Source organism: Ralstonia pickettii (assembly GCF_001699815.1).
Lineage (GTDB): Bacteria > Pseudomonadota > Gammaproteobacteria > Burkholderiales > Burkholderiaceae > Ralstonia > Ralstonia thomasii.
In genome coordinates, this window is sequence record NZ_MCGB01000097.1 from 1 (window position 1) to 25,346 (window position 25,346).

General features: G+C 60.6%; 24 protein-coding genes. 9 read left to right on the forward strand and 15 right to left on the reverse strand.

What is annotated here, in order from left to right:
* Positions 1-182: hypothetical protein (locus BEK68_RS25975; protein ID WP_139111370.1), on the reverse strand; the 182-nt coding region annotated here is incomplete at its 3' end.
* Positions 183-481: 299 nt separating this feature from the next.
* Here BEK68_RS25975 and BEK68_RS20815 point away from each other — a divergent pair.
* The 5 genes from BEK68_RS20815 to BEK68_RS20835 all read left to right on the forward strand — a co-directional run bounded on the left by BEK68_RS20815 (position 482) and on the right by BEK68_RS20835 (position 4,607).
* Entirely contained in the window at positions 482-1,327 is an 846-nt protein-coding gene (locus tag BEK68_RS20815; protein WP_012435602.1) for a DNA-binding protein, read from the forward strand.
* A gap of 104 nt (positions 1,328-1,431) precedes the next feature.
* Positions 1,432-2,382, forward strand: a complete 951-nt coding sequence (locus tag BEK68_RS20820; RefSeq protein WP_012435603.1) for a TraB/GumN family protein — start codon at positions 1,432-1,434, stop codon at positions 2,380-2,382.
* Positions 2,379-3,248 carry a hypothetical protein gene (locus BEK68_RS20825; RefSeq protein WP_021197350.1) on the forward strand — a complete coding sequence of 290 codons (870 nt, stop codon included), beginning with the start codon at positions 2,379-2,381 and terminating at the stop codon, positions 3,246-3,248. Before BEK68_RS20820 ends, BEK68_RS20825 begins: the two co-directional genes overlap by 4 nt.
* A 119-nt stretch (positions 3,249-3,367) precedes the next feature.
* The gene (locus BEK68_RS20830) at positions 3,368-3,760 is read left to right on the forward strand and encodes an HU family DNA-binding protein (protein ID WP_012435605.1); all 393 of its coding nucleotides are present in this window, start codon (positions 3,368-3,370) and stop codon (positions 3,758-3,760) included.
* An 85-nt stretch (positions 3,761-3,845) separates the two neighbouring features.
* On the forward strand, positions 3,846-4,607 hold the full coding sequence (locus tag BEK68_RS20835; RefSeq protein ID WP_004635272.1) for a hypothetical protein: 762 nt from the start codon (positions 3,846-3,848) through the stop codon (positions 4,605-4,607).
* A gap of 144 nt (positions 4,608-4,751) precedes the next feature.
* Here BEK68_RS20835 and BEK68_RS20840 read toward each other — a convergent pair whose 3' ends face one another.
* The 5 genes from BEK68_RS20840 to BEK68_RS20860 all read right to left on the reverse strand — a co-directional run bounded on the left by BEK68_RS20840 (position 4,752) and on the right by BEK68_RS20860 (position 9,982).
* Positions 4,752-5,477 carry a hypothetical protein gene (locus BEK68_RS20840; protein WP_004635270.1) on the reverse strand — a complete coding sequence of 242 codons (726 nt, stop codon included), beginning with the start codon at positions 5,475-5,477 and terminating at the stop codon, positions 4,752-4,754.
* Positions 5,478-5,866: 389 nt separating this feature from the next.
* Positions 5,867-8,266: a restriction endonuclease gene (locus BEK68_RS20845; RefSeq protein WP_004635269.1), complete on the reverse strand. Its 2,400-nt coding sequence runs from the start codon at positions 8,264-8,266 to the stop codon at positions 5,867-5,869.
* A 16-nt stretch (positions 8,267-8,282) separates the two neighbouring features.
* Positions 8,283-9,137 carry a DUF5677 domain-containing protein gene (locus tag BEK68_RS20850; protein ID WP_004635267.1) on the reverse strand — a complete coding sequence of 285 codons (855 nt, stop codon included), beginning with the start codon at positions 9,135-9,137 and terminating at the stop codon, positions 8,283-8,285.
* A 54-nt stretch (positions 9,138-9,191) separates the two neighbouring features.
* Positions 9,192-9,377, reverse strand: coding sequence for a hypothetical protein (locus BEK68_RS20855; RefSeq protein ID WP_004635264.1), 186 nt, complete (start codon positions 9,375-9,377; stop codon positions 9,192-9,194).
* Positions 9,374-9,982: a hypothetical protein gene (locus BEK68_RS20860; protein ID WP_225694715.1), complete on the reverse strand. Its 609-nt coding sequence runs from the start codon at positions 9,980-9,982 to the stop codon at positions 9,374-9,376. Before BEK68_RS20860 ends, BEK68_RS20855 begins: the two co-directional genes overlap by 4 nt.
* 196 nt (positions 9,983-10,178) lie before the next feature.
* Here BEK68_RS20860 and BEK68_RS20865 point away from each other — a divergent pair, with 196 nt between their 5' ends.
* The 4 genes from BEK68_RS20865 (at position 10,179) to BEK68_RS20880 (ending at position 17,056) form a co-directional block, all read left to right on the forward strand.
* Positions 10,179-12,293, forward strand: a complete 2,115-nt coding sequence (locus tag BEK68_RS20865) for a phage integrase family protein (protein ID WP_081311598.1) — start codon at positions 10,179-10,181, stop codon at positions 12,291-12,293.
* A 718-nt stretch (positions 12,294-13,011) separates the two neighbouring features.
* Positions 13,012-13,710 (forward strand): ParA family protein, encoded by a 699-nt coding sequence (locus BEK68_RS20870; RefSeq protein ID WP_012435608.1) that lies wholly within the window; start codon positions 13,012-13,014, stop codon positions 13,708-13,710.
* Positions 13,703-14,779, forward strand: coding sequence for a ParB/RepB/Spo0J family partition protein (locus BEK68_RS20875; RefSeq protein ID WP_012435609.1), 1,077 nt, complete (start codon positions 13,703-13,705; stop codon positions 14,777-14,779). The genes BEK68_RS20870 and BEK68_RS20875 overlap by 8 nt, the downstream gene beginning before the upstream one ends.
* Positions 14,780-15,748: 969 nt before the next feature.
* Entirely contained in the window at positions 15,749-17,056 is a 1,308-nt protein-coding gene (locus tag BEK68_RS20880; protein ID WP_012435610.1) for a replication initiation protein, read from the forward strand.
* 4 nt (positions 17,057-17,060) lie between these two features.
* On the opposite strand, the gene BEK68_RS20885 is transcribed toward BEK68_RS20880, so the two are convergent.
* From BEK68_RS20885 to BEK68_RS20925, 9 genes are all read right to left on the reverse strand, one after another.
* Positions 17,061-18,782 carry an ATP-dependent helicase gene (locus BEK68_RS20885; RefSeq protein ID WP_012435611.1) on the reverse strand — a complete coding sequence of 574 codons (1,722 nt, stop codon included), beginning with the start codon at positions 18,780-18,782 and terminating at the stop codon, positions 17,061-17,063.
* Positions 18,783-18,889: 107 nt separating this feature from the next.
* On the reverse strand, positions 18,890-19,363 hold the full coding sequence (locus tag BEK68_RS20890; RefSeq protein ID WP_012435612.1) for a hypothetical protein: 474 nt from the start codon (positions 19,361-19,363) through the stop codon (positions 18,890-18,892).
* A gap of 136 nt (positions 19,364-19,499) precedes the next feature.
* Positions 19,500-19,844, reverse strand: a complete 345-nt coding sequence (locus BEK68_RS20895; protein ID WP_012435613.1) for a flagellar transcriptional regulator FlhD — start codon at positions 19,842-19,844, stop codon at positions 19,500-19,502.
* A 106-nt stretch (positions 19,845-19,950) separates the two neighbouring features.
* A complete protein-coding gene (locus BEK68_RS20900) occupies positions 19,951-20,817 on the reverse strand; it encodes a hypothetical protein (RefSeq protein ID WP_012435614.1) in 867 nt (288 codons plus the stop codon).
* A 59-nt stretch (positions 20,818-20,876) separates the two neighbouring features.
* On the reverse strand, positions 20,877-21,437 hold the full coding sequence (locus BEK68_RS20905; RefSeq protein ID WP_225694716.1) for a DUF4400 domain-containing protein: 561 nt from the start codon (positions 21,435-21,437) through the stop codon (positions 20,877-20,879).
* Positions 21,438-21,493: 56 nt separating this feature from the next.
* Positions 21,494-21,742, reverse strand: a complete 249-nt coding sequence (locus BEK68_RS20910; RefSeq protein ID WP_012435616.1) for a hypothetical protein — start codon at positions 21,740-21,742, stop codon at positions 21,494-21,496.
* Positions 21,714-22,220, reverse strand: coding sequence for a hypothetical protein (locus BEK68_RS20915; RefSeq protein ID WP_012435617.1), 507 nt, complete (start codon positions 22,218-22,220; stop codon positions 21,714-21,716). The genes BEK68_RS20910 and BEK68_RS20915 overlap by 29 nt, the downstream gene beginning before the upstream one ends.
* 7 nt (positions 22,221-22,227) lie before the next feature.
* On the reverse strand, positions 22,228-24,084 hold the full coding sequence (gene traD / locus BEK68_RS20920; protein WP_012435618.1) for a conjugative transfer system coupling protein TraD: 1,857 nt from the start codon (positions 24,082-24,084) through the stop codon (positions 22,228-22,230).
* Positions 24,081-25,343, reverse strand: a complete 1,263-nt coding sequence (locus tag BEK68_RS20925; protein ID WP_012435619.1) for a TraI domain-containing protein — start codon at positions 25,341-25,343, stop codon at positions 24,081-24,083. The genes traD and BEK68_RS20925 overlap by 4 nt, the downstream gene beginning before the upstream one ends.
* Positions 25,344-25,346 lie beyond the last annotated feature (3 nt).

Sequence of the window (25,346 nt, forward strand, 5' to 3'; positions counted from 1 at the left end):
TCGATCGCTTGTTGAATCACTTGCCGCGCCCCGTGACGAACCAATTCGTCAAGTCCAAGCCCGACTCCCGATAGACCGACGACTGCTTTTTCCGTATCCTTGCTCATGGTGGATGGTTTGATTTTTTGCTGGTTTCCGACTTCGACAATCAGATTCTCAGCTGAAACCTCCACCGCCTTCAACTTCCCGCCTCAACTCCCCCGTACACCACTTTCGACTTTAGCTCCCCCAATTTGAGGCTGAAGGCCTCGAGCCGATGCGCTCCGCGAGGTCGCGGGATCGGGATCGGGCTATCGAAGGACTGACTTTTCCCCATAAGATCAAGGCCTTACGAAGGGAGTGGAAGTCTAGGATGCCAATTGACAAATTTAATGCGGGCTTACGCCTATTGACGCTATTGCCTCGCTTTCAACGTAATTAAAATTGTCACTACAGAGCCCGCGTTGGCTCAGTTTCGCCAAACCGTAGTGACATTTTTATTTTGTTCTACGCCGAGCAAATCAAGCCGACGCTAAGCGCAGTGCGCGAGCGGCTGGGCACTGGCAGCATGAACACCATCCACCGCCATCTGGTTACTTGGCAGGGTCAACAAAAGCCTGCCGCGCGCAAGATTGGCGATCCGAACCCCCGCCTGCTGGCCGCACTGGGCACCGAGTTTTCGCGGGTGGCCGAGGACGCCGCGGCCGACGCCGAGGCCGCACTGGCGCAGGTCATGAGTGAAAACGCGGTGCTGGCCAGCACTGGCGAGGCTCTGGAAGCTGAACGCGACGCCCTGACGCAGGAGCTGCAGCAGGTTGCGACAGAGCGCGACAAGCTTGCCGGCAAGGCGGCCGAGCAGGCAGCAGAGATCGAACGCTTGAATGCAGAGTCGGAGCGGGAGCGCGGCGAACTCGCCGCCGTTCGTCGGGCGCTCGCGCAAGTGGAGTTGCGCCTGGAAGCGCTGCCACACTTGGAGCGCGAACTGAGCGAACTGCGCGCCCAACTGGCGGCGGAACAGGCCGCCCGGGTCGCTGCCGATCGCACAGCCGCCGTCGCCGATGCGCAGCGTGAAGCTGCTGACATCGCCCGAATCCAGGCCAACGAGCGCTTGGCCAACGCCGAATCGCGCGAGCACCAGGTGCGTGCCCAACTGGCTGAAGCGCAGGCCGCGCATGAGCGCACCCGCGAGAAACTAACCGAGGTCGTCGGTCTTGAGGCCGGTGCCCAGGCCGAGTTGCGAATGCTGCGCGAGCAAATTGAGGCCGCGAAGCCGACACCAGAGTCGGCACCAGATCAGCAGACCGGTCAACCGCCGAGCAAACCAAACTCACGGCGCAAGGGGGCGTAGCAACGCCGCTTACCTACCCACTGGGCGGCACGGCCCCCCTCTGCATTGCGCCCTGCCCGCCATACAGTCCTTCCCCTAGCCCTCTTCACATCCGGAGTCATCGCATGCTGCGGTCGTTTGGCCTGGTTGACCAATTTCGCACACTGGCGGCATTCGTTTGTGCCGCCACCCTCGCCTCCACACCGGCTATTGCACAGGATGGCGTACCCGCACTCGCAATCACCGCGCCGAACGGGGCCAAAAGCGTGCTGGTCGCCACTCTCCACGTCCCCTATCAGGGCATGCGCCAGCCGGCGATGTCGGTGCTCCAGGGCGCCACAAGTTTTGTCATTGAAAGTTCGAGGGCCCAAGGTCCACAGCCTGTCGAACTCCAGGGCGCCGATCTACTGGACCCCGAGGTGTTTGCTGGTCGGGCCTCTCGTGCACCATGGGCCCGGTCATTGACCGATACACAGGTTGAATTTCTTCAGCTGCGCGCGAAATGCGCAGCACCTCAACGTCCCGACCTGGCCATCGAAATGCTGCAGCACAAGAGTCCGCGTATGGCCGCCGCGTACGCTTGGATTCCCTGCACAGAATTGAGCAACCTGTCCAGAGACGCGATATTCGCGATAGCGGCACTGCGCTACAACGTAGCGATAGTGCCTCTCGAAGATCAGACCGACTTGGAAAACCGGCGACGCGCGGTCCCGGATCGGATCTATTGGCGCCTGCTGATGGGCGGCTTGAACATCGCCCGCCAGCGAGAGGATTTCCGTCAAGCTGTTATCGCATTCAATCGCGGCGACTATGAGAGGATCGCCGCTCTCGCGAGTCTGGGTAACGAATCTCCAGAGGATGCGGCGATCTATCACCGCCTGATGGTCCACGACCGCAATTTGTCCTGGATGCCGCGCTTGCGCCAAGCCCTCGACGCCGGCGGCGCGGTGGTCGCGGTTGGTGCTGCTCACCTGCCAGGGTCCGACGGACTCATCGCACTCTTGCGAGCGGACGGCTACCAAGTCAACGACATTCTGCTGCCGAATGACACAGCAATGGAGATGCAAGCACCATGATGGATGATGCAATGCATCGCGCTCAAGATGTCGTCTATGGCCAAGACCAAGCCGCGCAGATGCGAAAGGCACCGGGCCTTGCGCGCATCCGCGCGGCAGCATCTGACTCCAGTTGCACGGTATTGGACCAGTCGGTCTGGAAGCGCACTGAGCTGGGCCCGGTCCTTGATCTCCTCACGACTGAAGGATCAACCCAGCGGGTCTACGTCGACGTGCCCATCGCCGCCGTGGTTGGCTTAACGCATCGGAATTTCAGCAAGGCCTTGACGTGGCGCGGCATGCTGCAGGACCTGCACGGTTTTGGCTGGGACGAGCGCGTCATTGACTACTGCGAATCGGAAATCGGCCACCAATCATTTCCCGCCCCTGAGGCAGCGTACGAACTGAAGCTGGCCGCCTACGGCGGGGCTGTGACGTGCACCAACGGCGTCCACCGCCTGGTCGCGGCCGTGAACTGGTTGGGCGCCACGCAAGGTGAACACGCCGTGCTGCGCAAGGTCTCGGTCTGGTACCGGCCGACCGATGCCTCGTTGGTCAGTGCGTTGCGCGCGCTCGAGCAGCAAGGCGCCCGATTGCGTCTCGGCTGCGCCAGAGACGACGCCGGCATCCGCCGTATGTGGTTCATCGAATCAACCACCGCGCACCGCGTCAGCTATTTCCACGTCACGCCCGGACGCTGCACTCCAATTCAGGTCGGACCGCGCTGGGTGGCAAAAGCACGAGCATGGGCGGGCCTAGAGGCCGACGCCGTACATTTCGTGTCGGAGTGGTTCGATATTCCCCCGACCGTTCTCGATACGGTGGTAAAGGATGCTTGGATCGACGCGCAGATCCGCGCGCCCCGCTACGAGGCCCCTCTTGACTAAATGAAGACGGTGAGTCCCGTTGTCCAGCACGACTGGCCTTGCTATTCTTCCCTCGCACGCAGTAGCGCGCACAATTCGCCATCTCGCGATGGTCAACCACCTTGAAATCTACGCACTCCATGGCGACGAAATCCAAGACCGCAGCAAAGAAAGCCGCACCGGCAAAGAAGACCGCCGCCGCCGCGGCCCCGACCATCAAGCCGCTGAAGGACACCTTCACCAAAGCCAGCCTGGTGAGTCACTTGGCCGAGCAGACAGAACTTGAGGCCAAGGCCGTGAAGTCCGTGCTCCTGCATCTGGAGAACACCATCCTGAGTGCGCTGCACAAGAAAGGCGCCGGCGAGTTCACGCTGCCTGGTCTCTTCAAGGTGGTATCCGTGAAGGTACCGGCCACCAAGCGTCGCTTCGGCAAAAACCCTTTCACGGGCCAAGAGCAATGGTTCGAGGCCAAGCCGGCCAGCGTGCGTGTCAAGGTGCGCCCGCTGAAGAAGGTGAAGGACGCCGCTCAGTAAGTCCTCCGCTGCCATTCGTGCCAACGGGAGGCCAAGCCTCCCGTTTTCATTGGCGCGTGTGCCCAACGCAACCCATGAGGATGTCTTGTCTCTCTTTCCCCAGCGTAGCGCGGACGTGCGCCGCTACAAGTTCATCAATTGGAACGTCGTACTGAAGCCGGCTCTGCAAGAGAAATTTGAGAAGGTCATCACTGCAGCCGAGCAAGCAGGCTACCTCGAACGGCTATACGTGCGCGTCGAACGCGAGCACCGAACTGTCACCCTATTCCCAGGCCAGCATCCGGTGGGCGCTTCGCTGAGAAAACAGGGCTCGACAGCGGCGGAGCACGGAGCCGCACTTGTGTTCTCTCAAGCCAAAACCGGCAATGTCGCCGTGCTGCTCTATCCGTACGAGTCTGAATTCATGCGGCAGCCCGAAAAGCTCATCGTTTGGCGAGTGTTCGTGGGCCCGAACGATGTCACACAAAGCGTCATCGACGCAGCCGTGGCCGACGCGTTCCGATACTGGCGCGTATCCAGTGTGCTCGACGGTGGTTCGCGGTGGGATCGTTGGCGCATCGGAATGCTGCGGCGCCGAGACCGTTACCAATCGGCGGAGAAGGCGATGACGACTCGGCCAAGCCTGGTAGCAAGGGCCGTCGGCGCGTTCCTTGCCTGGTGGCCTGTTGCTGCCTTCGTCGCGTTTAGTGCCCTCGTGACGGTCGTGACCGGCTGGCACGACTTCAGCGACAAGTTTGGTGCCGCTTTCCACTCAACATCCACCGCAGCGAAAGAGTCGACGACTACATCAAAGACAGGCCGCGCCAGCGAAGCGGCGGCGGCCCCCTCGACAGCGCAGGATCGCTAGGCCCGCACCCGTAGTTACGGGTTCAACCGAACTGGGGGGCGAGGCATCCCTGTTTTCGGGTAGTAGCTGTAGTACACGTCAACAGCGCGGGCCCAGCAGTCGAGCAACTCGTCCGAGTGGTCGCGTACCCACTTGGCCAAGGCCTCAGCGTTCGGGTGGCTCATTCCGAACGCCGGCGCACCAGTCGCCACGTCGAACGCGCTTCGTGTCCAAGCAGAAAGCGAACGCCTTCGCCTTCTCGAAGGGATAGTCGCAGGGCACCAGGGGGTGCAGCGACTGTAGCGTGGCGGCGCTGGGCACCACAAAGCCTGCGTCATGGAAGTGCTGCCGGCCATGCGCTTCAAAGTCGTAGTCTACGAACCCAGCCGGGCTGTTGTATTCGACCCGCGTAATCTCGGAGGCGGTGATCGGCGCAAACGAGAGCCACCACGTGCCTTCTTTGGTTGTGGTCGATTTCAATAAATGCCGCCGTCTCGTGAGAGGCAGACGCCAAGGATTTTCGACGTATGCGGAAAGGCCCATAAGCTTGGCTTCATCGGGCTTTTCGCCACGACGCGCGTAGTACTCGACAAAGGGCATCAGAGTGGCTGTGTCGGCCGACATCTCCACCGTCAGGCGCACTCGGGTTTTGTTCATGACGATGCCATTCTTGGGTGCGACCCCATCGACGCGGGTCAGATACTCCATGTCTCTCGCGGTCAACGTTTTGTCGCCTGTCGTCAGGCCGTGACCATCAGCATCGGGATCCGTCGTCAGCCAGACCACTGAGTTGCGAATGCTTCCGTCACCATGCTTCACGTGGCCACGCGAAATCCCCATCGAGAGGATCGTTTCGGCGTACGAGACGGACGTGAAATGGTAGAACTTCATCCGCGTTCCTTCATCGTTGTGTGTGTTGATAGTTCAGCAACGCGATTGACCGAATGCGGTGTCAAACGGGTGCCGACAAGCTTTCTTCATTCAATTAGTCGCAACTGTCCTAGGCGCTCCAATCGCTCGCGGTCGGCCTGATCACTATGCTCCGGTGCGACCGGGTGGGCAGCGCCGCAAATCGTGCAGATCCAAAGCTGCACCCGGTGTGCCGCGTCGAACGATGTTACGCCGGCATTTTCGGGAACGTGGTCACGCAGGACGCCACAACTGTTGCAGGCGAGCCATCGTGTGTGGGATCTCATGGGAGTGCTTCGAGGGTTTTGGCCCGTTCGATGATAGCGCGCACGTTCGCAAGGCAAGGTGCTCGCTCATACAGTGAACCAACTTCAATGCCGATTTTGGCGCCACTGAGCAAATTGCTGGCCGTCGATTAGTTCGAAGCCAAACTCGCGCCCGACCTCGGCGGCCCCCGAAGTAAAGCGGCTTGTGGTAATGACGATCCCTTTGCTGGTGCCGCTGCTGCCGCGATCAGCAAAGGCAATGGCCCCATGCAGTTCACGCACGATTTCCGGGCCGACACTGCGATGCGCCGCCCAGCATTTGCATTGTACGATCCAAGATTGGCCGCTCTCGTCAACCGCGTATAGATCGACGCCACCATCGCCATCCCGACTGGCGGCCTGGTGAATCACGCGCAGCCCTCGTTCCCTGAGCAGTTGCATACAATCCCGCTCGAACTCAAACCATGCCGGCCGCGCACCTTCTGGCGCGGTTGATACCTCTTCGTAGATCATGCGCGATGCCGAGCGGCTGCGGTAGACACGCACCCGCTCAGCCTCCGCCATTGCCCCGCGAGTGTGTGGGCGCACGAATGTGAACCCTTCTGGAAGGTGCATTCCATACCGCTGTGCGAGAAAACGCTGAGTCGCCGATGTTGTTGCCGCCCGGCGCAGGTGTTGAGTGACAGCGTGTGGGGCACGACCAGATTCGTGCGCGTGTTGTGTCGCCTGCCGTAGATTGGGCCGGCTATAGCGTACGCGCGGCAGGTACACCACCGTCGTCAAGTCACGGCCACGGCTGCGGCGCGTTGTCGTTCGCGTACCAAACAGCGACTCTCGCTCCTCCACCACAAGAAAGTCCCGGATGATCGCAGCTGCGATCAACTGCAAGCTCAACTCGGCGTCCGTGTTCCACGTCACTTCGCCATCATCATCGCGCGGGCGGATCAAGCGGCCACCTGTTGCGCGCGGCGGATCGCTGGCAATGCCAATCGCGACATGGTGGTAGCGCTGCGCTGCGTCGAGAAATTGGCACGCGAACTCGCCTTGGTTCTCAAAGATCCGCACCGCCACGAATGGGCCGAACGCCACTTCTACTCGTGCGCCCCACGGGATAGTCCATTGCCGAGCTTCCTGTGCTTCGCGCAGCATCGCCTGAATCGTCGCTTCAGCTTCGTCTTCGGTGCCATCGAGCGCGACGCCGCGCATGGCTTCACAGACATCCGACAACGGGACCGGAAAATCGTTTGGCCCGAGGCGCTGGCCCGCGTCAATGAGGTCCAGCATGTCCAGACCGCTGCGCCACATCTCCTCGATGTCGGACAGCGACGCTTCGAGGTTGAACGGCGCACTACGCAATTCCAAACCGTGTTGCCCAGTGTTGGCGAACCAGGGCCGGTGGGTGCCGCCCTGCGTGATCTTGTCATCCAACAGAGCAGCCTCGAACGTCCAACGTGCGGCTTCGGACAACATTTGGTCGCCCGCATCGTTGAGCAGCGGAATCAGCTTGTCGAGCAAACAGAACAGCGCGTACGTGTCATGCAGCACCTCAACACACGCCCGATACGCAGCTTCCGCATCGGGGGCTGGACCCGCCAATGCTGCCAGCCAACGTCCGATCAATGGCGCACGCGCCACTAGCACCCTGCCCTGCTCGGCAATAATGCCCTCACCGAGCCAGTTGCCCTCTTCCGTGACGACCGGTGGTACGCGGTCATATGCCTGTCGCTCTGCAATTCCGCGCACGAAGCCAGCGGCGAGGCGGCGATTCCGATACACCTGCCTGCCCCATGCGACGCGAGCCTTGTCTGTTGCATTTAGGTCGCCTGCCCAGGGCCCGTCATAGTTCAGCTCCGACCAGACGTCTGACGCGGGTTCCGCCCAAAGCGGGATCGCAGGAGCGGCATCGGTTGTGTCAGCCTTTCGTTCGCGCTCGAATGGATCGAATCGCTGACCCTCGCGTGACCCCTGCAGTCCAGGCACCGGATGTTGCCATTGCTGCTCCATGCCTTGGAGTGAGGGAGCGGTTTCCCCAAAACCCGAATGCAACTGCGCCTCAAACCAAACAGTTTGGTACCCCTCCGGCGAAACGGCGATCATGCGAAAGCGACCGCGCTGGCGAATCGCCGCAACCACTGGATCAGCGCTCGGCCGCATCCACCGTGTGTGGGGATGGGGATTCTTTCCCTCTGTCATCAACGTAAAGGAAAACACCATGGAGGGGGTGTTGTTCCAACGCCAACCAATTGCGACGCACGTCCGCTGTCGACGTAGCCGTTGGATGGTGTCACGGTCCTGGGCGATGAACACTATGCAAGCAACGCCATCTTCACCGATCCAGCCAGGTCCGAAGAACCGTTGACCCACCGAGGTTCCCTTGAACGGCTCCGCCAGCGCTTTGACTTGGGCGGCCGTGGCATGTTCTATCGTCGTGGCAACCGCGCGCGCCACCGGCACTCGTTCGTTCCGGGGGAATTGCTTAGCAGGTGGGTTTTGGTCGGCGGGCATAGGCGAATCGGCAAGCTCAGTTCGTTGTGCCATACAGGGCAGACTGGCGATCAGCGGTCAGATGCCACCGCTGGGCAAGGTTGGCCGCTTCGGTGTTGCTGGCCAGGACCGCCTCAGCCTGCGGAAACAAGGCAACGTAGCTCGTTGCAAAGAAGCTCATGAAAACGAGGGCCACGCTTACGAACCTAGCGGCCATCGCCTCCTGGTCGCAAAGCGCTTGTGCATCGCGAATCTGCAGAATGCTGAGCCAGCTCGAGTGCGCGTAGCCGCAGAGGAAGCTGTAGATTTGGCGGATATAGACGGGGTGGAAACCGGCGGCGATGCCAGTGTCGATCCAAGACTGGCCGGCGCGCCATTCGCCCTTCAGAACCTTTTTACGCATCGGTTCGGAATACTGCTGCCAGACGCCGTGGGCTTCGATCTCGATCTGGAGTTGATCGATCCTTGTCTTCTCGTCGGCCAACTTCTGTTGGTGCTCTGGCGCACGTGCCGGATACGCCTGTCGGTCCAGTAGGCCGGCACGACGCCAGATCATATGGCGGAATTGTCGGACCTCCACATCTTTGCTGCCGTAGATGTAGGCGAACGTGAGGTAGGTCTCCAGAGCCGCGCGCGCAAGAATCATCACGGAACTGTGGTCGATGTGAAGATCTGCGCCATACCCGGCAATATCGATTTGGACCGGTTGGGCTATCAGGCGCAGCGAGGCTACGTGGTAACAGAATTTTTTGCCCAGCACTTGCGCATCGTTCATCCAAAGCTGGTCCACCGGGATCTGCTGCCCGGCCTGGGACTCAACGAGCTGCATCACCAACGTGAGCAGGCGCTCAAAGTCCCCCGAAAGATCATGGTTCAGCACTGATGCAGTCATTGCAGATATGAAAAAGCCGCCCGAAGGCGGCTCCTGTAACGTGCGAGTGTGGCCTCAGCCTGCAACCCTTACGCGCCGGCCTGCCAACACCGATCCTGCTACTTTGGGCTCCACTACCGACCGGCGCGCGACCGCCTGTTCGCGCGTCAATTTGGCGAACACGGCGAGGCGCGCGGCGACCTGTTCCGGCTTTTCGGCCAGGAGCGCTTGGCGTCGAATTTTGCGTGCTGTCGGCTTCATGGTTGATCTCCCTTGCGCATTGCGGACAGGACTGCCCCCAGATCGCGCTCAAGTCTCTCAATCTTACCCTTTTTCTCCACGACCCGTGAGTAGCCCAGGCTTTTGTAGAAATCTACCAACTCGGGAATGGGCCGCTGCAATGAGGCCGTCGTGCAGTCAAACGCCGCCGCACAGAATTCCAGGTAGCGCACTGCGATCTTGGCAAAGCGGCCCTGCAGCGGGTTAGGTGCCGGCGCACGGCTGAGCAGGTGGATCGACGCGACCACGTGTCGATTACTGATCCGCCCCAGGATCAAGCCACACAAGACATGCGTGTGATCCGGCAACTCCGCATAAACGGCGGCCTCCACGCGGCGCGGCCGACGGCGAGCCCGTGTCAACTCGCGGGACCACAGCCAGCCTGGGGCATAGCCTCCGAAGGTCCAGCGATCTGCAGCATCGACGTCCGTCCGTCCGATCGGCCGGAAGCGCACCGTTACCCCCTCTTCTACCGCGACGGCCGCGCTGGCCGCCGCGCCTGCCAGCTCGCGACGCTCAGCGCAGCGGCTTTCGGCAGTGTCCCAGTCTTGGCGCTGGGCCGCCATTTTTGAGGTCGGCGACGACATTTCGGTCTGGATGGAGGCTATTGGGCTGATTCTAACATGCCTAAAAGCGCACTCCATCGAGTGAAGTGCGCTTTTTACTGTGGTTGATAAGTATTCTTATCATGTACTGTGAAATTAATGTACGCTTTCGAGAACGTCACTTTTTCGCGTTTTCCAACAGGCCCGGAAACCCAAGCCCGACAACGCTTCGCCGCCCATGGACCCGCTCGACCCCGACCACAACCCTGAACCACCCCCCAGCCTCGAGACGCTGCAAAGTGAAATAAAGCGCACTCGACCCACCCGCCGCCGCGTTGTCGTTCGACGCCACCTCCACCGTGGCCATTTCGCGTTCCTGCGCGCGGTCGTCCAGGGGCTGGATGCCCGGCCGATGTGGGCGCGCTACCTGGCCATCGATGGCGAACTGGAGGCGCAGGCCGAGCTGACGCAGGAGACCTTCGTCGCGCACCCGAAGGTACGGCGCATGACCGCCTGGCTGCGCGCTGAACTGGCGGCGGCCGTGCGCCGCGCCGGCCACTACGGCAAGGTGCGCCTGATCCGCATCGACCTCTCCGGCCTTGCGCAGCGCGGACCCGCGTTGCCAGCGCTGGAGGAGTTCGCGCTGGAGAACAGGCTGGATGACTTCAGCATCGAGGAGCAGCTCGAAGCCTATCGGGAGCGCTTCGGAGACGCGGTGCAGCGGGCCGAGCGCCGGACCAAGCTGATGGAGCGGCAGCTGCGCCTGCTGGCCGACCTGGAACAGGTGCTGGCGGAGCCGGTGCGGGTCGACGACCACTGCCACGCGTGGCTGGCCGCGGGCGTCGCGGATCGGCTGGAGGCCGCCGGCGTAGCCACCATCGGCACCCTGATCGACCGTATCAACAGCCTGGGCGGCGGCTGGTTCCGCGCGCTGCGCGGGGTCGGCGAGAAGAAAGCCCACGCCATCGAGCGCTTCCTGCGCGCGAACGCCGACACGCTGGCGCGCAAACTGGGCGAACACGCCCGGATCCCGCGCCGGCAACTCACCGCGCACGAGCGTGACCGCGTGGTGGCATCCGGCACTGGCCTCCTGCCCCTGGAAAAGATCGTTGTGCCGGCCGCGCTCGACGGCAGTAACGGCCGTTTCCGGCGGCCCCCGGTCGAGTGCCTGCTGGACGCCCAGAACGACTACGAGGCGGTACTCACCTGGCTGCGCTCGAAACCGGGGCTGCCGCCTGCCGAGATCGCCCGGCGGCGCACCGGCCGGCGCGATGTCATCACCGAGCCCGGCCCGCTGGATTGGCTGCACTACCTGTCCAACACCCAGCGCAGTTATCGCAAGGAGGCAGAACGCTTTCTGCTGTGGGCCATCTGGATTCGGCGCAAGCCGCTCTCGTCGATGACGACTGAGGACTGCGTCGCCTACCGCGATTTCCTGGCCGACGTGCCCGACGACTGGTGTGCGCCACGCTCTCGGGAACGGTGGACGCCGAGCTGGAAACCGTTCGAGGGCAAGCTGTCGCCCGAGTCGCAGGCCTATGCCCTGACCGTGCTGCAGAACCTGTACCGGTACCTCAACGACAAGAACTATCTGAGCGGCAATCCGTGGGGCGGCGTGCGGGCGACGAATGGTGGCAAACCACAGCTGGACGTTGGGCGCAGTCTGACCGAGGACCAATGGGCGTTTGTGGTGGAGCGCCTGTTCCTGCTGGAGCGCACGTCATCGAACCTGCGGCTGCAGGTCGCCTTGCCCTTGCTCTACGCCACGGGCTTGCGTCTCGCGGAGATCGTGGGAGCGACAACGGCCGACCTGGCATGGCGCAGTCTCGCCCTCCCCCGCTCCGGCGAACGCATGGACGGCTGGTGGCTGACCGTGGTCGGCAAGGGGTCGCGTGTACGTGAGGTGCCAGTGCCCGATGAGGTCGTGCACGCGCTGGGCGCGTACCTGGACTCCCGCGGCTTCCCCAGCGACCCCGCCCAGATTCGTGAGCCGGTGGCCCTGCTCGGCCACGCGACCGATCAGGCTGAGCGTGCGCCGTGGGCAAAGCGGGACACGGCGAGCCCTGCCGCTCCGCTGACGCCGGGTGTGCTCTACCGGCAGATCAAGCGCTTCTTCCAGGCCTGCGCAACCGAGTTGGAGGCAACCGATCCGCAGGGAGCAGCACGGCTGAACGAAGCCAGCACGCACTGGCTGCGACACTCACACGCATCACATGCCATTGCCGCCGGCACGCCGGTCGAGATCATGCAGCAGAACCTGGGGCACAAGTCGCTCGACACCACGACGGTCTACGTGACGTCGGAAGAGGCCATTCGGATGAAGGAGCTGCGGGGGTTTTGGAAGCGTTCGTGATTTTCGAATGCGGGGGCCGCAACTTCCCCGTCTTTGCAGGCTTAGCCGGCACTGTCCTTAAGCTGGCGCCAAGATCAAACGAAGCCCGTCCTTCATTGGGCTAACTTTCAGTATATAGCGAGCCCCCGTGAACCCCTCAATGAGTTGTCACGTGGAAACTCGCCCCGCAAGCATCCCCAGCTGCATTGCTGCAGTTTCCACGTGACAACTTATCAGACGAGTGTCATGCGCACGCAGAATCATGCGACATGTTGTCGCCGACTGCCGCCAGAGACCGTACTTCTGAACCTTCTATTGCATCACATAGATGCTGGATAGTGACGCCAGCAAAGGGGCCCATCGCGTTTCCAGGTGGCAGCTACCAATGGGGTTCGGTAGATCCGTAAAAGTTTCGCCCAGACTTCGCGTCATTGCGATCGCCGATTCGGCTAATAGCTCCAAGTGTTCCCGTCAGCCACGAAGCCCGTTCGCCCGAACCGCACATGCAACGTATGCTTGGCACGAGTTTCCACGTGACAACTGCACTCCAGCGTCAGGAAAGATGTGACGGGTTGTCACGTGGAAACTGGTCGCAAAGTTCAGTCCACAGTGCATGACGAGGATAGTTTCCACGTGGCAACTCATTTACAACGGCTGATGAGAAAAACACTAAGAGAGATAAGAAATTCCTTGAGTTCACAGCAAGTCTCGCTAAAATCACAAAAACCTTGGAGAACCTATGAGCGCATTTACGATTGCAATCGCAAACCAAAAAGGTGGCGTAGGTAAGACAACGCTGAGTCTCAATCTCGCATCTGCCTTCCAATCTGGAGGCACGGACGTCGCTCTAGTCGACGCAGATCCTCAGAACACCTCATTGCGATGGGCAACAAGCGGTGAGGAGCCTCTCAAGATTTCGGTGGCGAGTCTCGCTCCCGCAGGTTCTAAGATCGGAAACGAAATCCAAAAATTGCAAGGCAAATACGATCTTGTCGTTGTGGACTGCCCTGGTAACCTTGAGGACCCGCGAACGCCCGAGGTGCTCGGCATCGCAGATTTCTGCCTGATCCCAATGGGGCCATCGCCGGCTGACTTGTTCAGCACTCTGGCAATGATTAACGAAATCAAGAACATCAAACGGCGCATCAATCCGGAATTAGCTTCCGCACTGATGCTGAACAACATCAATGGCCGTACACGCATGCGAGAAGAAATCCTTTCGCTGCTGAACCAGCAAGACGTTGGTACGCATCTGCTCCAGAGTCAAATTGCCCAACGTGAAATCTATCGGCAGCTGTTTGCTCTTGGGACTACCGCACATGAGTGCGGGCGATACATGAAGGGGTTGAAGGAAGCACGCGCTGAAATCGAGTCGCTGGTCCTTGAGTTGACGCAGCACATCACTCAATCGCGTTCGCAAAAGGTGGAAAATGTCTAAGAATACTAAGGACACTAAAGTGCAAGGCGCCTCGACAACAAAGGGGCAGCCCATCCCAAAGCTCACCCTCGCGAGCGGGCTGATTAAGGGGTTCAAGAACGAGCAGCAGGCCATTCAGACTCGCGAGCGAGAGCAGGAACCGCCTCCGGCTTCCCCTCAGGAGCAAGAATCTCAACCCGTTACCGAGACAACCGCCAACACGGTGGAACCTGCTGCCGGCCCAACTGCGTCCGCAGTTGGTGGGCGCAAGAGCATCGCAATTGCCGATTGCGTCTCGAACCCGTACAACCCTCGCGTCTTCTATCCAGAGGCGAAAATCCAAGAGTTGGCCCTAACCCTTCAAAGGGAAGGCCAAATTGAGGCCATCAAGTTCACGCGCCTACCTCAGTTCCCTGGCAAGTATGTGATCATCGACGGCGAGCGTCGGCTGCGTGCGAAGAGATCGCTGGGCGAGACGCACATCGATGCCGAAGAACGTCATGACGTACTGCCCATCGACCTCTACACCACGGCTTACCGAGCGAACAACGACCACGAGCGGCAGTCAATCTTCGATGACGCGATTGCGTGGCAGCAATTGATCGAGCAACAGGTGGTCGCGGATCAAAATTCGCTGGCTGAGAAGGTCACCAAAGACAAGGCATACGTCAGCAAGGTTCTTTCGCTGAACGCACTGCCGAGAGCCATTCTAGAGCGCATGGCAGAAAGTGCTGATCGTGTGGGGTTGCAGGCGGCCTACTGCCTCAAGTTGATCTTCGACCGTGTCGGGGAGGAAGGCGCTGATCGTCATCTGACGGCAGTTATCGAAGGCAAGAGAACGGTGCGCGAATTGGAGCTCATCTTGCGCAACCTGCAAGGCCCGGGCGCTACCGCGAAGCGAAGTCGCACTCGCTACCACCAGCTTTTCGATTTCAAAGCTGATGGTGTGCAGCGCGGCCAACTTAAGACATTTCCTGACGGCCGAATTAGCTTGGAGCTGAAGGAAATTCCGGCTGATAAACAAGAGGCGCTGGCTGAGAAGCTGAAGGCACTGGTTGACCAAGAGTTGGTAGAGCCATCAGCGGGCTAGCAACAGCACGCTGTATGCAGGTTTTTCAACGACGAGGCCCAGGTGTACCTGGGTCTTTGTCTTTTTTTGACGCTCTCTGAAAGAGACGCAGCGTTTACTTTGTTTACGTAAACACTTTAAACCTTTAAACAACATTTAGGCTCCGGAAACCCAAGCCCAGTAAGGCTTTGCCGGTCATATGGTGCATAGATTTGTGGATTGGGTGAACACCATTGGGGAACGCCGGTTGTGGATTTGGGGCTACGGTGAAAGCCATTGGGGCCAAGGGGTTGTGGATTTGGGGCTTTGGTGAACGGATTTGGGGCGCCGCCAGCGAACCCTAAAGGTGAAAGGATTTGGGGATGGCGAGGGTGAACAGATTTGGGGAGAGCCACCCTAGAGTACAGCCCAGGTGCGACACACGAGACCGTAGGTTGGACCCGCTTGGTGAACGGATTTGGGGAGATGAAAGGTGAAAGGATTTGGGGCGCATGCGAGCAGGCACTCCCGCACAAATCCATGCCTGCAAACATAGGTGAAAGGATTTGGGGATTCCATAGGTGAACGAATTTGGGGTAACCCCGTGAGTACCCACTTCCATCCAGCCCCAGGCTCCCGGGCATAGGTGAAAGGATTTGGGGAGGGGAAGGGTGAAAGGATTTGGGGCAATTGGCTCCGAAAGCGCACCCGAGACGACTTCAAGAGTCTGTCGCCCCTTCCAATGCTTACGAAATGGGCAAATGAGCGCTATGGAGCACAATAGATGGACGGGCAACTGCGGAAAGCCCCCCAAATCCGTTCACCTTTCGAGGAATGCGGGGCCGAAAGCCCGCGTAAAAGGTGAACGTTTTTGGGGAGAGCGAGATCAAGAGTCGAACACTCAGGCAGCGAGCGCTGTCCCTTCCTGGCAACGTAAGATTGCCAAACGAGCGCTATAGGTGAAAAATCTACCCCTAGTTTTTCACCTATAGCGAACCCACCCACTAGGTCATGGCACGCGTACCCGAAGCAAAGAAGGGTTCCCAGATCGCCCTGTTTCAACAACAGGAGGCTCCTGAGCCGTTCAAGAAGGCGGTTCAAGCGATCCACGTTTCACCGGTAGGTAGTGCGCTGTCGCTCCAGCAGCGCCGCATCTTCAATGCACTGATCAAGAACGCCATCGAGCAACGCCTGGCAGGCCGAGAAACAAACAACACGTTTCAGGTCTCTATCCCTCAGATGATGGCAGCGCTCGACCTCACCACGAAGGACAACGCATACATCAAAGAGACCGCAAAATCGTTGATGCGCACTGTCGTGGATTGGGATCAGCTCAATAGCGACGGCACGTCGACATGGACGGGTTCAACACTCATTGCCGGCGCCAAGATTGTGGGCTCCGTCTTGTCGTATTCGTTCGCTCCGCAGATCAGTGAGGAGCTACTGGATCCCCAACGGTACGCAATGATCGACATGCGGATCGCCAAGCTGTTCCGGCGGTCCTATTCGCTTGCGTTGTGGGAGAACACTGTACGGTTCGAACGGATAGGCCTGACCGCACGTATCCCACTGGCCACCTTTCGCAATCTCATACTCGGACGCGAAGAGAGCGAGACCAAATACAAGGAATACAAGATCTTCAAGCGAGCGGTGTTGACGCCGAGTATTGCCGAAATCAATGATGTATCAGACCATGAGATCGAGTTGATCGAGCACAAGGTCGGCCGAACCGTCGGTGAGATTCAATTCAAGATCAGTCGCAAAGTGAGCGCACTGGAGGAGGAGCCTCACCAAGACCTAGTCAACACAGTGGTCAAGTTCGGTGTCCCGCATTCCGAGGCCAAGCGCCTCGTTCGCACGTTCGGAGCCGAACGCATCCTGGAGGCAATCAGCTACACGCGCGCTCGACAAGCGAAGAAGGGTGTTCCGCCGTTGGATAACATCCCGGCGTACTTTCGCAAGTCGCTTACGGAGGATTGGGGCAAGGGCGCGGGCAAGGCTGAGTCTGCCGGAGCTGGTCAACAGCAGCAGAAGCCGTTGGCACGAAGCCCAAAGAATGAAGAGGATGCGCGGGCGCAATACCTCGCAGCTCGCATTCCGCATGCGCAGGGCTACTTTGGGGAACTATCCGCTGACGATCAGTCGGCGATGCTCTCGCGTTACAACGATCAGTGTTCTGTGAAGGAGTTGAAGGTCGTCGCAGGCAAGAAGCCCTCCAAGGCAGCGGAATCGAATTTTTTCGAATGGGTGGCACACGAAACTTGGGGCGAACCCAATGCCGGCGAAATTCTGAACTTCGTGCTGTCGGGAAAAGTCTAGCTGATTATTTCGACACACCGGCTTCAAGAACGAATCGAGAGGTTGGATTCTTCTTCGCCGTGCTCATCTCAAGACGGTCGCGCGCACGGGTCATGGCCACGTAGAACAAGCGACGCTCCTCGGACTCTGTGCTCTTCTCGTTCGGCACCACGGTTTCTTCAGCCCTGATGATGCATACGTGATCCCACTCCAAGCCCTTTGAGTTGTGCATGGTCGTGAGAATCAGCGCGTCGGCCGCCGGTACGTTGTTCTCGCGCCGCAGGAAGGCGATACGATCCGAGAATGGACCGTTGAGGCGGCTCAGCACGTCGTAGGTCGTGGTGACCGCACGCTTGGCGGTGTCTGCTTTGGCACGTTGAGCCATCCACTCGTAGACACCTTCCAGCACGAGCGGATAGAACTTCCGATCGCAGAGACCGCGCCATTCGGCAAGCCGCTTCATCAGCTCCCGGTACGTGTCCGCGGTGCTCTCGGCCAGGCCCATCTCGACCAGCTCCTTGCGCGGCCGCTGCTCAAGACTGGGACCGATCCGGCTGTGCAACGTCTTGAGGTCTTGCGCTCCGACGCCAGCGAACGCCAGCACGGCATCGAGGCCGTTGGTCTTCGTTTTCTGGATGAGTTCGAGCAGGTTGCACATTAGCGCGGCCTCGGCCCGGCTCAGGATTGATTTGCCGGACGCTCGGAAATACTTCACGCCATGGGAGCGGCAGACGGCCTCAACTGGGTCGAGGATACGGTTCGTTCTTGCCAGGATCGCTGCCGATTTGCTGGCGCGCATCGACGCTGCGAGGGCCTCCACTGCGTTCACGGCCTCGGCATATTCGTCATCGAAGCGCCGAAACGAGATGTGGCCGCCGGGGCCACGCGCGGCGACCAGATCTTTGCGGATGCGCTCCTTGTTGTTCCGAATGACGTTGTCGGCAGCGGCGAGGATTTCTGACTTGCAGCGATAGTTCTCCCCCAGAATCACGGGACGCGCGTCGAACTCCTTGATGAACGACTCCATGCCTCGGAATCCGAGCGCGGCCCTGAAGCCGTAGATGCTTTGGTCATCGTCACCGACTACGGTCACGATCGAGCCACTGCGCGCGTGCTGCGCGACCCACTGGTATTGCAGCGGATCGGTGTCCTGGAACTCATCGACCAGCAGGTGCGTGAAAGGGTAGGGCGAGATGGTTCCGCGCTCCATGCCCTCGATGGCCATACAGAGCATGTCCTGGAAGTCGAGCTTCCCGTTCCGCGCCAGCGCTTGTTGGTATGCCGAATACAGGCGCTCCTCAACGCTGCCAGGCGGAACCCTGCCGAAGTCCATTTTGATTGCCTCGATGGCGGCCAAAGCGGCTTCTTCCTTCCAATCAAGGTCGGCTTCCTTCAGGGCTTGTGCAACCAGCGCCAACTGGTCCCCCTCGTTGGCGATGTCCTGCTGCTTGCATCCCTTTGGTGTGAGCTGCTTGAACGCCAGCCCGTGAAAGGTCCCTGCCAACAGGCGAGCCTTCGATGCCGGCCCGGCCAGCGCGCGAATGCGCTCCTGCAGTTCCGTGGCCGCCTCCTTGTTGAAGGTCACAGCACCGACCCTGCATGCGGGATCGGCGAGAAGAATGGCTGCCTTGGTCGCAATTGTCTTTGTCTTTCCGGCGCCCGGGCAGGCAACGGCGACACAGTGCAGGCGTAGGTCTGCCACTTCGCGCTGTGACGGGTTCAGTTCGTCTAGGATTGACGTGGGCATCTGAGAAACCAATACGGTGGCCAACCCCGAGCCTGCGATGGCCGATGGGGTCGGCAAGTGGCCTGCGAGCCGGGTGAAGCTTCTGGAAACTCGCAGGCACCCGGGACTTAGGCTCGACGGACCTTCTGAAGCGACGAGCGGAATGCGCGCAGGCTGTCGTTGAAGGACCCAGAGAACAAGTACCAACCCCAGCCCAGAAGCGCGAAGATGCTGTACATCAGCGCCAGATTCATCCCCGCTTCGCGCGCCGAAGCGTCGATCGACTGCTGTTCGAAGCCAAACGTCTTGCACAGGGCCTGCGGCGGGGGCAAGCCTTTGACGGCAGACGTGGTGTCCTTGCATGTCTGCATCGTGATATAGCCAGCCGGAGCCGCCGGATACTTGGCTCTATCAGCGACGGACTGGAGCAGCTCGCGCGGGATCGCGGAGAATGAGAAGTCACTATGGATCGCAAGCAGTAGGCAGAACGCGACGCTCGGCACGACAACCAGCAAGCGGAAAGCCCAACCACCCCAGAATGCGATGTGGCGGACCAGCGTCCATGCGACGGACAGCTTTGTCAGTGTGGCCTGTGAGTTCATGGTGTTCCCAATGGATGTGTAAGCGGTTAGCGATCGAGTGCGTCGCCACTCCATAAATGGCAGTGACTCGCAAAAACCGGCAATCGGCTTCAAAAAATGTCGGTGGAGTAGACCGCTGCGCGCCGAACCCGGGGCGTCACGCAATCGCGGGGGCCGCCTTGCCCGCCGAGGCAGGGCTTTCCAACAGCTCCAGGCGAGGTCCAGCCAACAGCGCAGCGAGCACCCGATCATCAAAGTGGATGCGGCACAAAAACAGATTGGTCTGTGCCATGCGCACGCATGCCTCTTCGTCGAGGGTCAGCAATGCCTCGCCCATCGATTGAGAGATACCCAGCGCAGTTGTCGCCAGGGCTTGATCGGTGGCTAGCAGCCTGCGAGCAAGGCGCAGATACGCGATATTGAGAGATCGAATCTCGCTCAGCAGCGATGTCGCTTCCATGGTGATGTCGTTTGCAGGCGATTCAGGAAATGCCGAGCGCATGTGGCCCGCCGCCGGCGGAACCCTCTGTGCCGATGCGTACGCCGTACCGCCACCAACAGGTGAAGATACGGCGGAGGTCGTCCGGCAGGGCACGAGCGCGCTCAGATCAGATGTTGCGCACGGTGGTCATCAGACGCAGGTGCGTCGTGTAGCAACGAATGGCCAGCGGTTGGAACTTGCGCAGGAAGCGATTCACTTCCTCGTTCACGTCCGACTGATCGCGGATGGCGTTCCACACCATGAAGTCGAAGTGATCCATGGCCCGGTCGAACTTGTTCAGCACGCCCAGAGCCCGCATCGAGAAGGGCGAGTATGCTTCGACCACCATCTCCATCGACGGCTTTGTGACCGACGGCTTCCAGATCATTGCGCCGCTGGATTCCATGTCCTTCTCGCGTGCTGCGCGATAGCCCTCGGCGACGCGCAGCTGCTCATCGACGTAGGCTTCCAGATTGGCCATTTGTGTCTCGAAGTGCTTTGTGATGGTCGACAGCTCCGACGCGGTGAACGTGCTGTGTCCGAAGCGGGTCAGGTTGATGGTCATCCGGTTCATGAACGGCCACCACTGCTCGAACAGGGGCTTGAGGCGCGTGTGGTTGAGTTTGACCATAGTCTCGACAACAGACGCACCCGCGAGCTGACGGGTCAGGATCTGGCGCCCCAGTTCGCGCCGGCGGGACACGATCTTGGCGCGATCATCCGGCGACATTTCGCGGAACATTTTGCGGGTGCGCGCAACCTCGCCCTTCTGGCTGTCCGCGTCGGCCGCCGAGATCAGACTGTCGCGCTGCAGCGCATCGACCGCGCTCTCCATCTCGTTGAGTTCTTGTTCAACGTCGGACGGTGTTGTTGCGCCTGCCGTATTCGCTGCGGCGCTGGATTCAACTTCATCGTTGGGAAGGGTATCCCCGTTCGTCGTCACGGCAACGTCGGAGTTGTCGGCGCCTGCAACCTTATCGATCGTGTTCTGCATGGTGTGCTCCTTAAAATTTGCTCCCAAAATGGGCGCCAGTGGGACGGAATGAAACGCGGCTATCGGCCTACGTGAAACGATGCAGCCATCCGCCAGCCGAGCACGCCCAACACCAGCGCGCCGACTGACCACCACATCGTGTTCAAGGAAAATGGAAACAGGAGGGCGGACGTGCCCAATCCCAGGGTGATGACCGTGGCGTGTGCCGCCACGTGAAAAGCAACGGGGCTTGCGAACCCGGCAGCAGCTGCTTTGATTCGGCGCGAGACGGCACCGTCGTTCATCATGGCCATGCCGAAGACGAAGGCACCGAATGCCCACGAGAGAGCGACGTTCGCGCGGAAGATGCCTCGGTAGATGGACATCCAGAAGTGCCGCAGCCAAGCGTTGCTCATGTCCGTCGCGCCAGCGTCGGAGATATCGGTGCTGTTCGGCAGCGTGGACGTCCACGCCTTCATGGCGCCAGACTCGACGAACCAGTGCCGAAACTGCGTGTTGGTCCGATCCGCAGCCCGCGTCGCCGCGGTGTCTCCCAGGTTCAGTTCAACCGACGCCAGTTCGGCGTCGGAAATCTCGAATGTGGTATCGCCTTCGAGGAAGGGACAGCCGACCGCGAGCATGATCGGGGCAACAAGCGTCCACAGGCGAAGGTGCGAGGCGAAGCGACTGTCAGCCATCAGAGCACCACGCGCAGGATCAGCAACGCCGGCGTCACGATGACGGAAGCCAACCCAAACCAGAACAGCGCCGGTCGGCGAAGTGCGACGCTCTGCAGCGCGAAGCACAGTGCTTCGCGGCCGCGGGCGTACTCGGGCGGAATCTCGGCCAGTTCCTGCAGGTAGCCTCGGGCGGCGAGTTCGATACGGCCGACCGTATCGAGATCGAGCCGGGACACCTTAGCGATGAGCGAATTCTTCAGCGACATCGTATTCCTCGAAATAGCGGCAGAAGACGTGCCCACTGAGCACCCGCGCAGCCATTTGCATGGCAGCGCTGCGCGGCGTCACGTCGTCAGGGCAGGGCTCATCGACCATGCGGCACTGGTAGCCGGCGCTTTGGCGTGCCTCGAAGTCCGGGATGGGTTCCTGCAGTGGTGCCCAGACGTGGTACTTCTCGCCCTTGAACGCGGCGTAGCGCATGGAAAAGATCTCGTGCGAGCGGGTGAAGAGGCCGCGCACGAAAGCAATATTCGCGTCGCCCTCCTTGCGCGCCTGGCGGTAAGCCGACAACGCATCCATCAGCATCTCGGCCACGAGGGGTTCTTCGCGCACGCGAAAATTGACGCCGAGAAAATCGACGACGCGCTTGCAGGAGTCATCCAGCTCCGGGAAGGCGATGAAGACGGGCGCGAGCTTCGACGAAAGCTTGTACTGGTTCACGACTTGTCGAAACAGACTGGGCATGCTGCAGTTATCCTTGGATGATGGGAATGCGACCTTGGTAGACCGAGCCACCGGAGATGCGCATGAAGTACTGGAGGTTCGGCAGTTCGGTGATGAGGCGTGGCGGAATCAGCGGCGCCTTCTCCAACTGCGTCGAGCGAGATACGGAGCCGCTGAATTCCCCGACGTGCGACTCGGAACCTGTGCTTGCGCTGCTCGACACCACGATGTTGCGAATGGCTGTCTCGCCCACCTTGTCGGAGAACCATTGCGCGGTGTCGGTATCCTCAAGGCGCAGGATGATCTGGTTGTTCAGGTTGCCGAGCACCTGCAGCATCTTTGCAGCACTGCCAAGCTTGGCTTCCAGGTCGGAGCGGCTTTGGAACGCCACGAACGACCGGAAGCCGGCGCCACGGCCTTTGTTGAGAATCTGGATCACCTGCTCGTTGATGGCTTCGGCCACCTCATCGACCAGCAAGACGATGTCGGGTGGCGTCTCGTAGAAGTTGTAGATGGCGCCCGCGACAGAAGCCACGTCGGCCAGCAGCATGGAAGCGATCGCCTTGGCGACGATGCTGTTGGACATCGAATCCAGGCCAACGTACAGGACGGCCTTCTGCTTGATCACGCGCTCGATATCCCAGATCTCACGGTCATCCGTGAAATCGTCGGCCTTCGGCGCGAGCATGAGACCGGTTTCGCCGGTAGCCAGCATCTGCAGCAGCGGCAGCGCCGAGGCGATGATCCGCATGTAGTGCTCGCGATCGTGCACGAAGGTGGCCACCAGGCCGTCGATCGTCTCGTGGCCGAGGCCCTTCTTTGCGAAGTTGTCGACGTAGAGCTGAACCATCCCCTGCAGAGGATCCACCCCGCCCTTCTGGGCGATGCGCTGCAGAAAGCCTCTGGCCTCGTCTTCCCAGTCGAGCATGCCCGCTTCCGGAAAGAATCGGCGCAGGCATCGATCGAGCAGACCATTGATGCCGGACTGTGCGTAATTCAGGATCGAGCGGAGGTTCGGCTTGTCGCCGACGTACAGCTCACCCTTGACTGCGCGGTCGATGAAGAGGAAGGCAAAGTCGCGGAAAGGGCCTTCTTCCATCAGTTGGGAGACGCGGCTGGCGATTTCCGACGGCTGCGACCAATTCTCAACCGGATTCATCCGAATCGATTCGGACGGCGCAGCCTGCTTCCAGTACAGGAACTTGCGACCGGCACGCTTGCATTCACGCTCGACGCGCTTCTTGAAGTCCTTGTCGTTCTTCGGGTCGACAATAATGAGGACGTCTTTGTTGGGGCTGTGAATGACCTGTGTCGCAATCAGCTCGTAGGTCTTGGTTTTCCCGGCACCCGTGGTGCCGCTCACGGCCGTGTGACCGCCGAGCGCCTTATAGTGCAGGGGCACTTCGATCTTGTTGGGTTCCATCCCGTGGATCCAGGACTTGCCCTGCGGGGCCGTGTCGGGGACGCTGTTGGGCGGCGCAAACGCGGTCTCGATTCGCTTGGCGACTTTCGGCGGGAGCCACTTCGGAAGACCCGGAATTTCGGTGGACGGCATGCGCAAGATGTCGTGCGCGATCTGGCAATGGCGCTGCGTCCATTCGAAGCCGTTACCGAAGTACATCGCGTCAAGGTCGGCTCGCATGCGGGCACTCGTGCGCAGCAGCACGTCGATCTGAATGAGGGTGAGCCAACGCGTCGAAATCGACATGCGAAAGGCCAGCGCCTTGCGCACCTGGTAGGCGCGCGCCACGAGGAACAGAGCACAAATGACCGCGAACGCCCATGCGTGGGGCATGCCGGACAGGGGGAGCAAGATCAAACCGATCAGCCAACCGACGGCCGCGCGGGCCTCGAAGATCGGGCGAAAGTGGCTCACGTAGTTCATTGCTGCGGACGGGCGAGGATCAGCGAGCCAATGCGCTCGACCAGCACGATGTCAGCGCCCTGCGAGCTGGCGAGGAGGTTGAGCTTGCGCAGGTTGTCCACCAGCGTTTCGCTGGCGATGCCGTAGCTGCCGAGAATCCGCTTTTGCAGCACCAGCCCCTTTTCGGCCCAGTGCACGGCCACCTTGCCCGACTCGACGTCCTGCACGAGTGCGCGGAAGAACTCGCGCATGAGCGTGCTCGCAGAACTCAGGATTTCGGCAAACGGGTCTTCCTGTTTGACCGTTGGCTCTTTGGGCACCTGCATCGAGTCCAAGTCGAACAGTGAGCTTTGGGTGTTGGGCTTCTCCGATGTCGGCGCTGGCGTCTCAGGCGAAGCTGAAGCGGTTGACGTCGGCGTGGCCTTGGCCTGCTCGAACAGCGCCGAGACGCTATCCGCTGCCGACGGCTCGCTCTTTGCCGCCTTGGCTTTGGGCTGCGATGGACGTTTCTCGGCCGCCGGGGCCGGTTGAGCGTGAGCGGCAAATCCGTCCTCCAACGTCTTCGCGGGAGGAATCGGCGTGGTATCGGGGGCAAAGCGCGCGCGCCGTGCTTTGTCCTCGGTGTCGCAGGTCACCGCCACGGCTTGACGCAGGACCTTGTGCAGCAGCGACTCGGTACCGGCCGGGCGGCTCTCCGGATTGATCGCACCGAAGAGGTCGGTTTGCACCATGCTCTCGAGCAGCTCCAGCCGAGTGTTGCCGAGGATGGAACGTGCGAGCAGGGCGGTACGCATCCGCTCGATGGGCAATGGCGCCTCTCGGCGTTGCACACGGTATTCGCCACCTTCCAGCCAAGCCGAGAAGGCGCCATGCGCGGCAGGGCTCCACTCGGCCTGGTCTCTCAGTCGGTAGAACTGGAAATGGCGGAACGGTTCGTCCAGCCAGGTGCAGCACGCCGCGAGGAACACGGCATACAGGTATTGTGGTTCGAGCTTGCGCCGACGCTCCGAGGGCTGGTCGGCGCCGAACTTCTGTCCCCCGGATAGCCGCAGGGCGTAGTAGACGGTCTCGACCGTGGCGCGAAACGCGCCACCGGGTTCCGGATGCTGTTCGGGGCGCAGCGGCATCGACGAATACCAGTCGGCGCAGGTTTCGAGCACGGACAACCACTTGCGCTCGAAATCCGCGCTCGACGACTCGTTCGCGTACTGCCGAACGAGGTCCAGCCGCGAACCGAGCGTGGCGGTCAATGCAGCGATGGGCATTGGCGTGTGGTTCATATC

Excerpts from the sequence above, each read along its gene's own strand:
- BEK68_RS20820 (WP_012435603.1), top strand. The coding sequence starts at position 1,432 with ATGCTGCGGTCGTTTGGCCTGGTTGACCAATTTCGCACACTGGCGGCA.
- BEK68_RS20825 (WP_021197350.1), top strand. The coding sequence starts at position 2,379 with ATGATGGATGATGCAATGCATCGCGCTCAAGATGTCGTCTATGGCCAA.
- BEK68_RS20830 (WP_012435605.1), top strand. The coding sequence starts at position 3,368 with ATGGCGACGAAATCCAAGACCGCAGCAAAGAAAGCCGCACCGGCAAAG.
- BEK68_RS20840 (WP_004635270.1), bottom strand. The coding sequence starts at position 5,477 with ATGAAGTTCTACCATTTCACGTCCGTCTCGTACGCCGAAACGATCCTC.
- BEK68_RS20845 (WP_004635269.1), bottom strand. The coding sequence starts at position 8,266 with ATGCCCGCCGACCAAAACCCACCTGCTAAGCAATTCCCCCGGAACGAA.
- BEK68_RS20850 (WP_004635267.1), bottom strand. The coding sequence starts at position 9,137 with ATGACTGCATCAGTGCTGAACCATGATCTTTCGGGGGACTTTGAGCGC.
- BEK68_RS20855 (WP_004635264.1), bottom strand. The coding sequence starts at position 9,377 with ATGAAGCCGACAGCACGCAAAATTCGACGCCAAGCGCTCCTGGCCGAA.
- BEK68_RS20860 (WP_225694715.1), bottom strand. The coding sequence starts at position 9,982 with ATGTCGTCGCCGACCTCAAAAATGGCGGCCCAGCGCCAAGACTGGGAC.
- BEK68_RS20865 (WP_081311598.1), top strand. The coding sequence starts at position 10,179 with ATGGACCCGCTCGACCCCGACCACAACCCTGAACCACCCCCCAGCCTC.
- BEK68_RS20870 (WP_012435608.1), top strand. The coding sequence starts at position 13,012 with ATGAGCGCATTTACGATTGCAATCGCAAACCAAAAAGGTGGCGTAGGT.
- BEK68_RS20875 (WP_012435609.1), top strand. The coding sequence starts at position 13,703 with ATGTCTAAGAATACTAAGGACACTAAAGTGCAAGGCGCCTCGACAACA.
- BEK68_RS20880 (WP_012435610.1), top strand. The coding sequence starts at position 15,749 with ATGGCACGCGTACCCGAAGCAAAGAAGGGTTCCCAGATCGCCCTGTTT.
- BEK68_RS20885 (WP_012435611.1), bottom strand. The coding sequence starts at position 18,782 with ATGCCCACGTCAATCCTAGACGAACTGAACCCGTCACAGCGCGAAGTG.
- BEK68_RS20890 (WP_012435612.1), bottom strand. The coding sequence starts at position 19,363 with ATGAACTCACAGGCCACACTGACAAAGCTGTCCGTCGCATGGACGCTG.
- BEK68_RS20895 (WP_012435613.1), bottom strand. The coding sequence starts at position 19,844 with ATGCGCTCGGCATTTCCTGAATCGCCTGCAAACGACATCACCATGGAA.
- BEK68_RS20900 (WP_012435614.1), bottom strand. The coding sequence starts at position 20,817 with ATGCAGAACACGATCGATAAGGTTGCAGGCGCCGACAACTCCGACGTT.
- BEK68_RS20905 (WP_225694716.1), bottom strand. The coding sequence starts at position 21,437 with ATGCTCGCGGTCGGCTGTCCCTTCCTCGAAGGCGATACCACATTCGAG.
- BEK68_RS20910 (WP_012435616.1), bottom strand. The coding sequence starts at position 21,742 with ATGTCGCTGAAGAATTCGCTCATCGCTAAGGTGTCCCGGCTCGATCTC.
- BEK68_RS20915 (WP_012435617.1), bottom strand. The coding sequence starts at position 22,220 with ATGCCCAGTCTGTTTCGACAAGTCGTGAACCAGTACAAGCTTTCGTCG.
- traD (WP_012435618.1), bottom strand. The coding sequence starts at position 24,084 with ATGAACTACGTGAGCCACTTTCGCCCGATCTTCGAGGCCCGCGCGGCC.
- BEK68_RS20925 (WP_012435619.1), bottom strand. The coding sequence starts at position 25,343 with ATGAACCACACGCCAATGCCCATCGCTGCATTGACCGCCACGCTCGGT.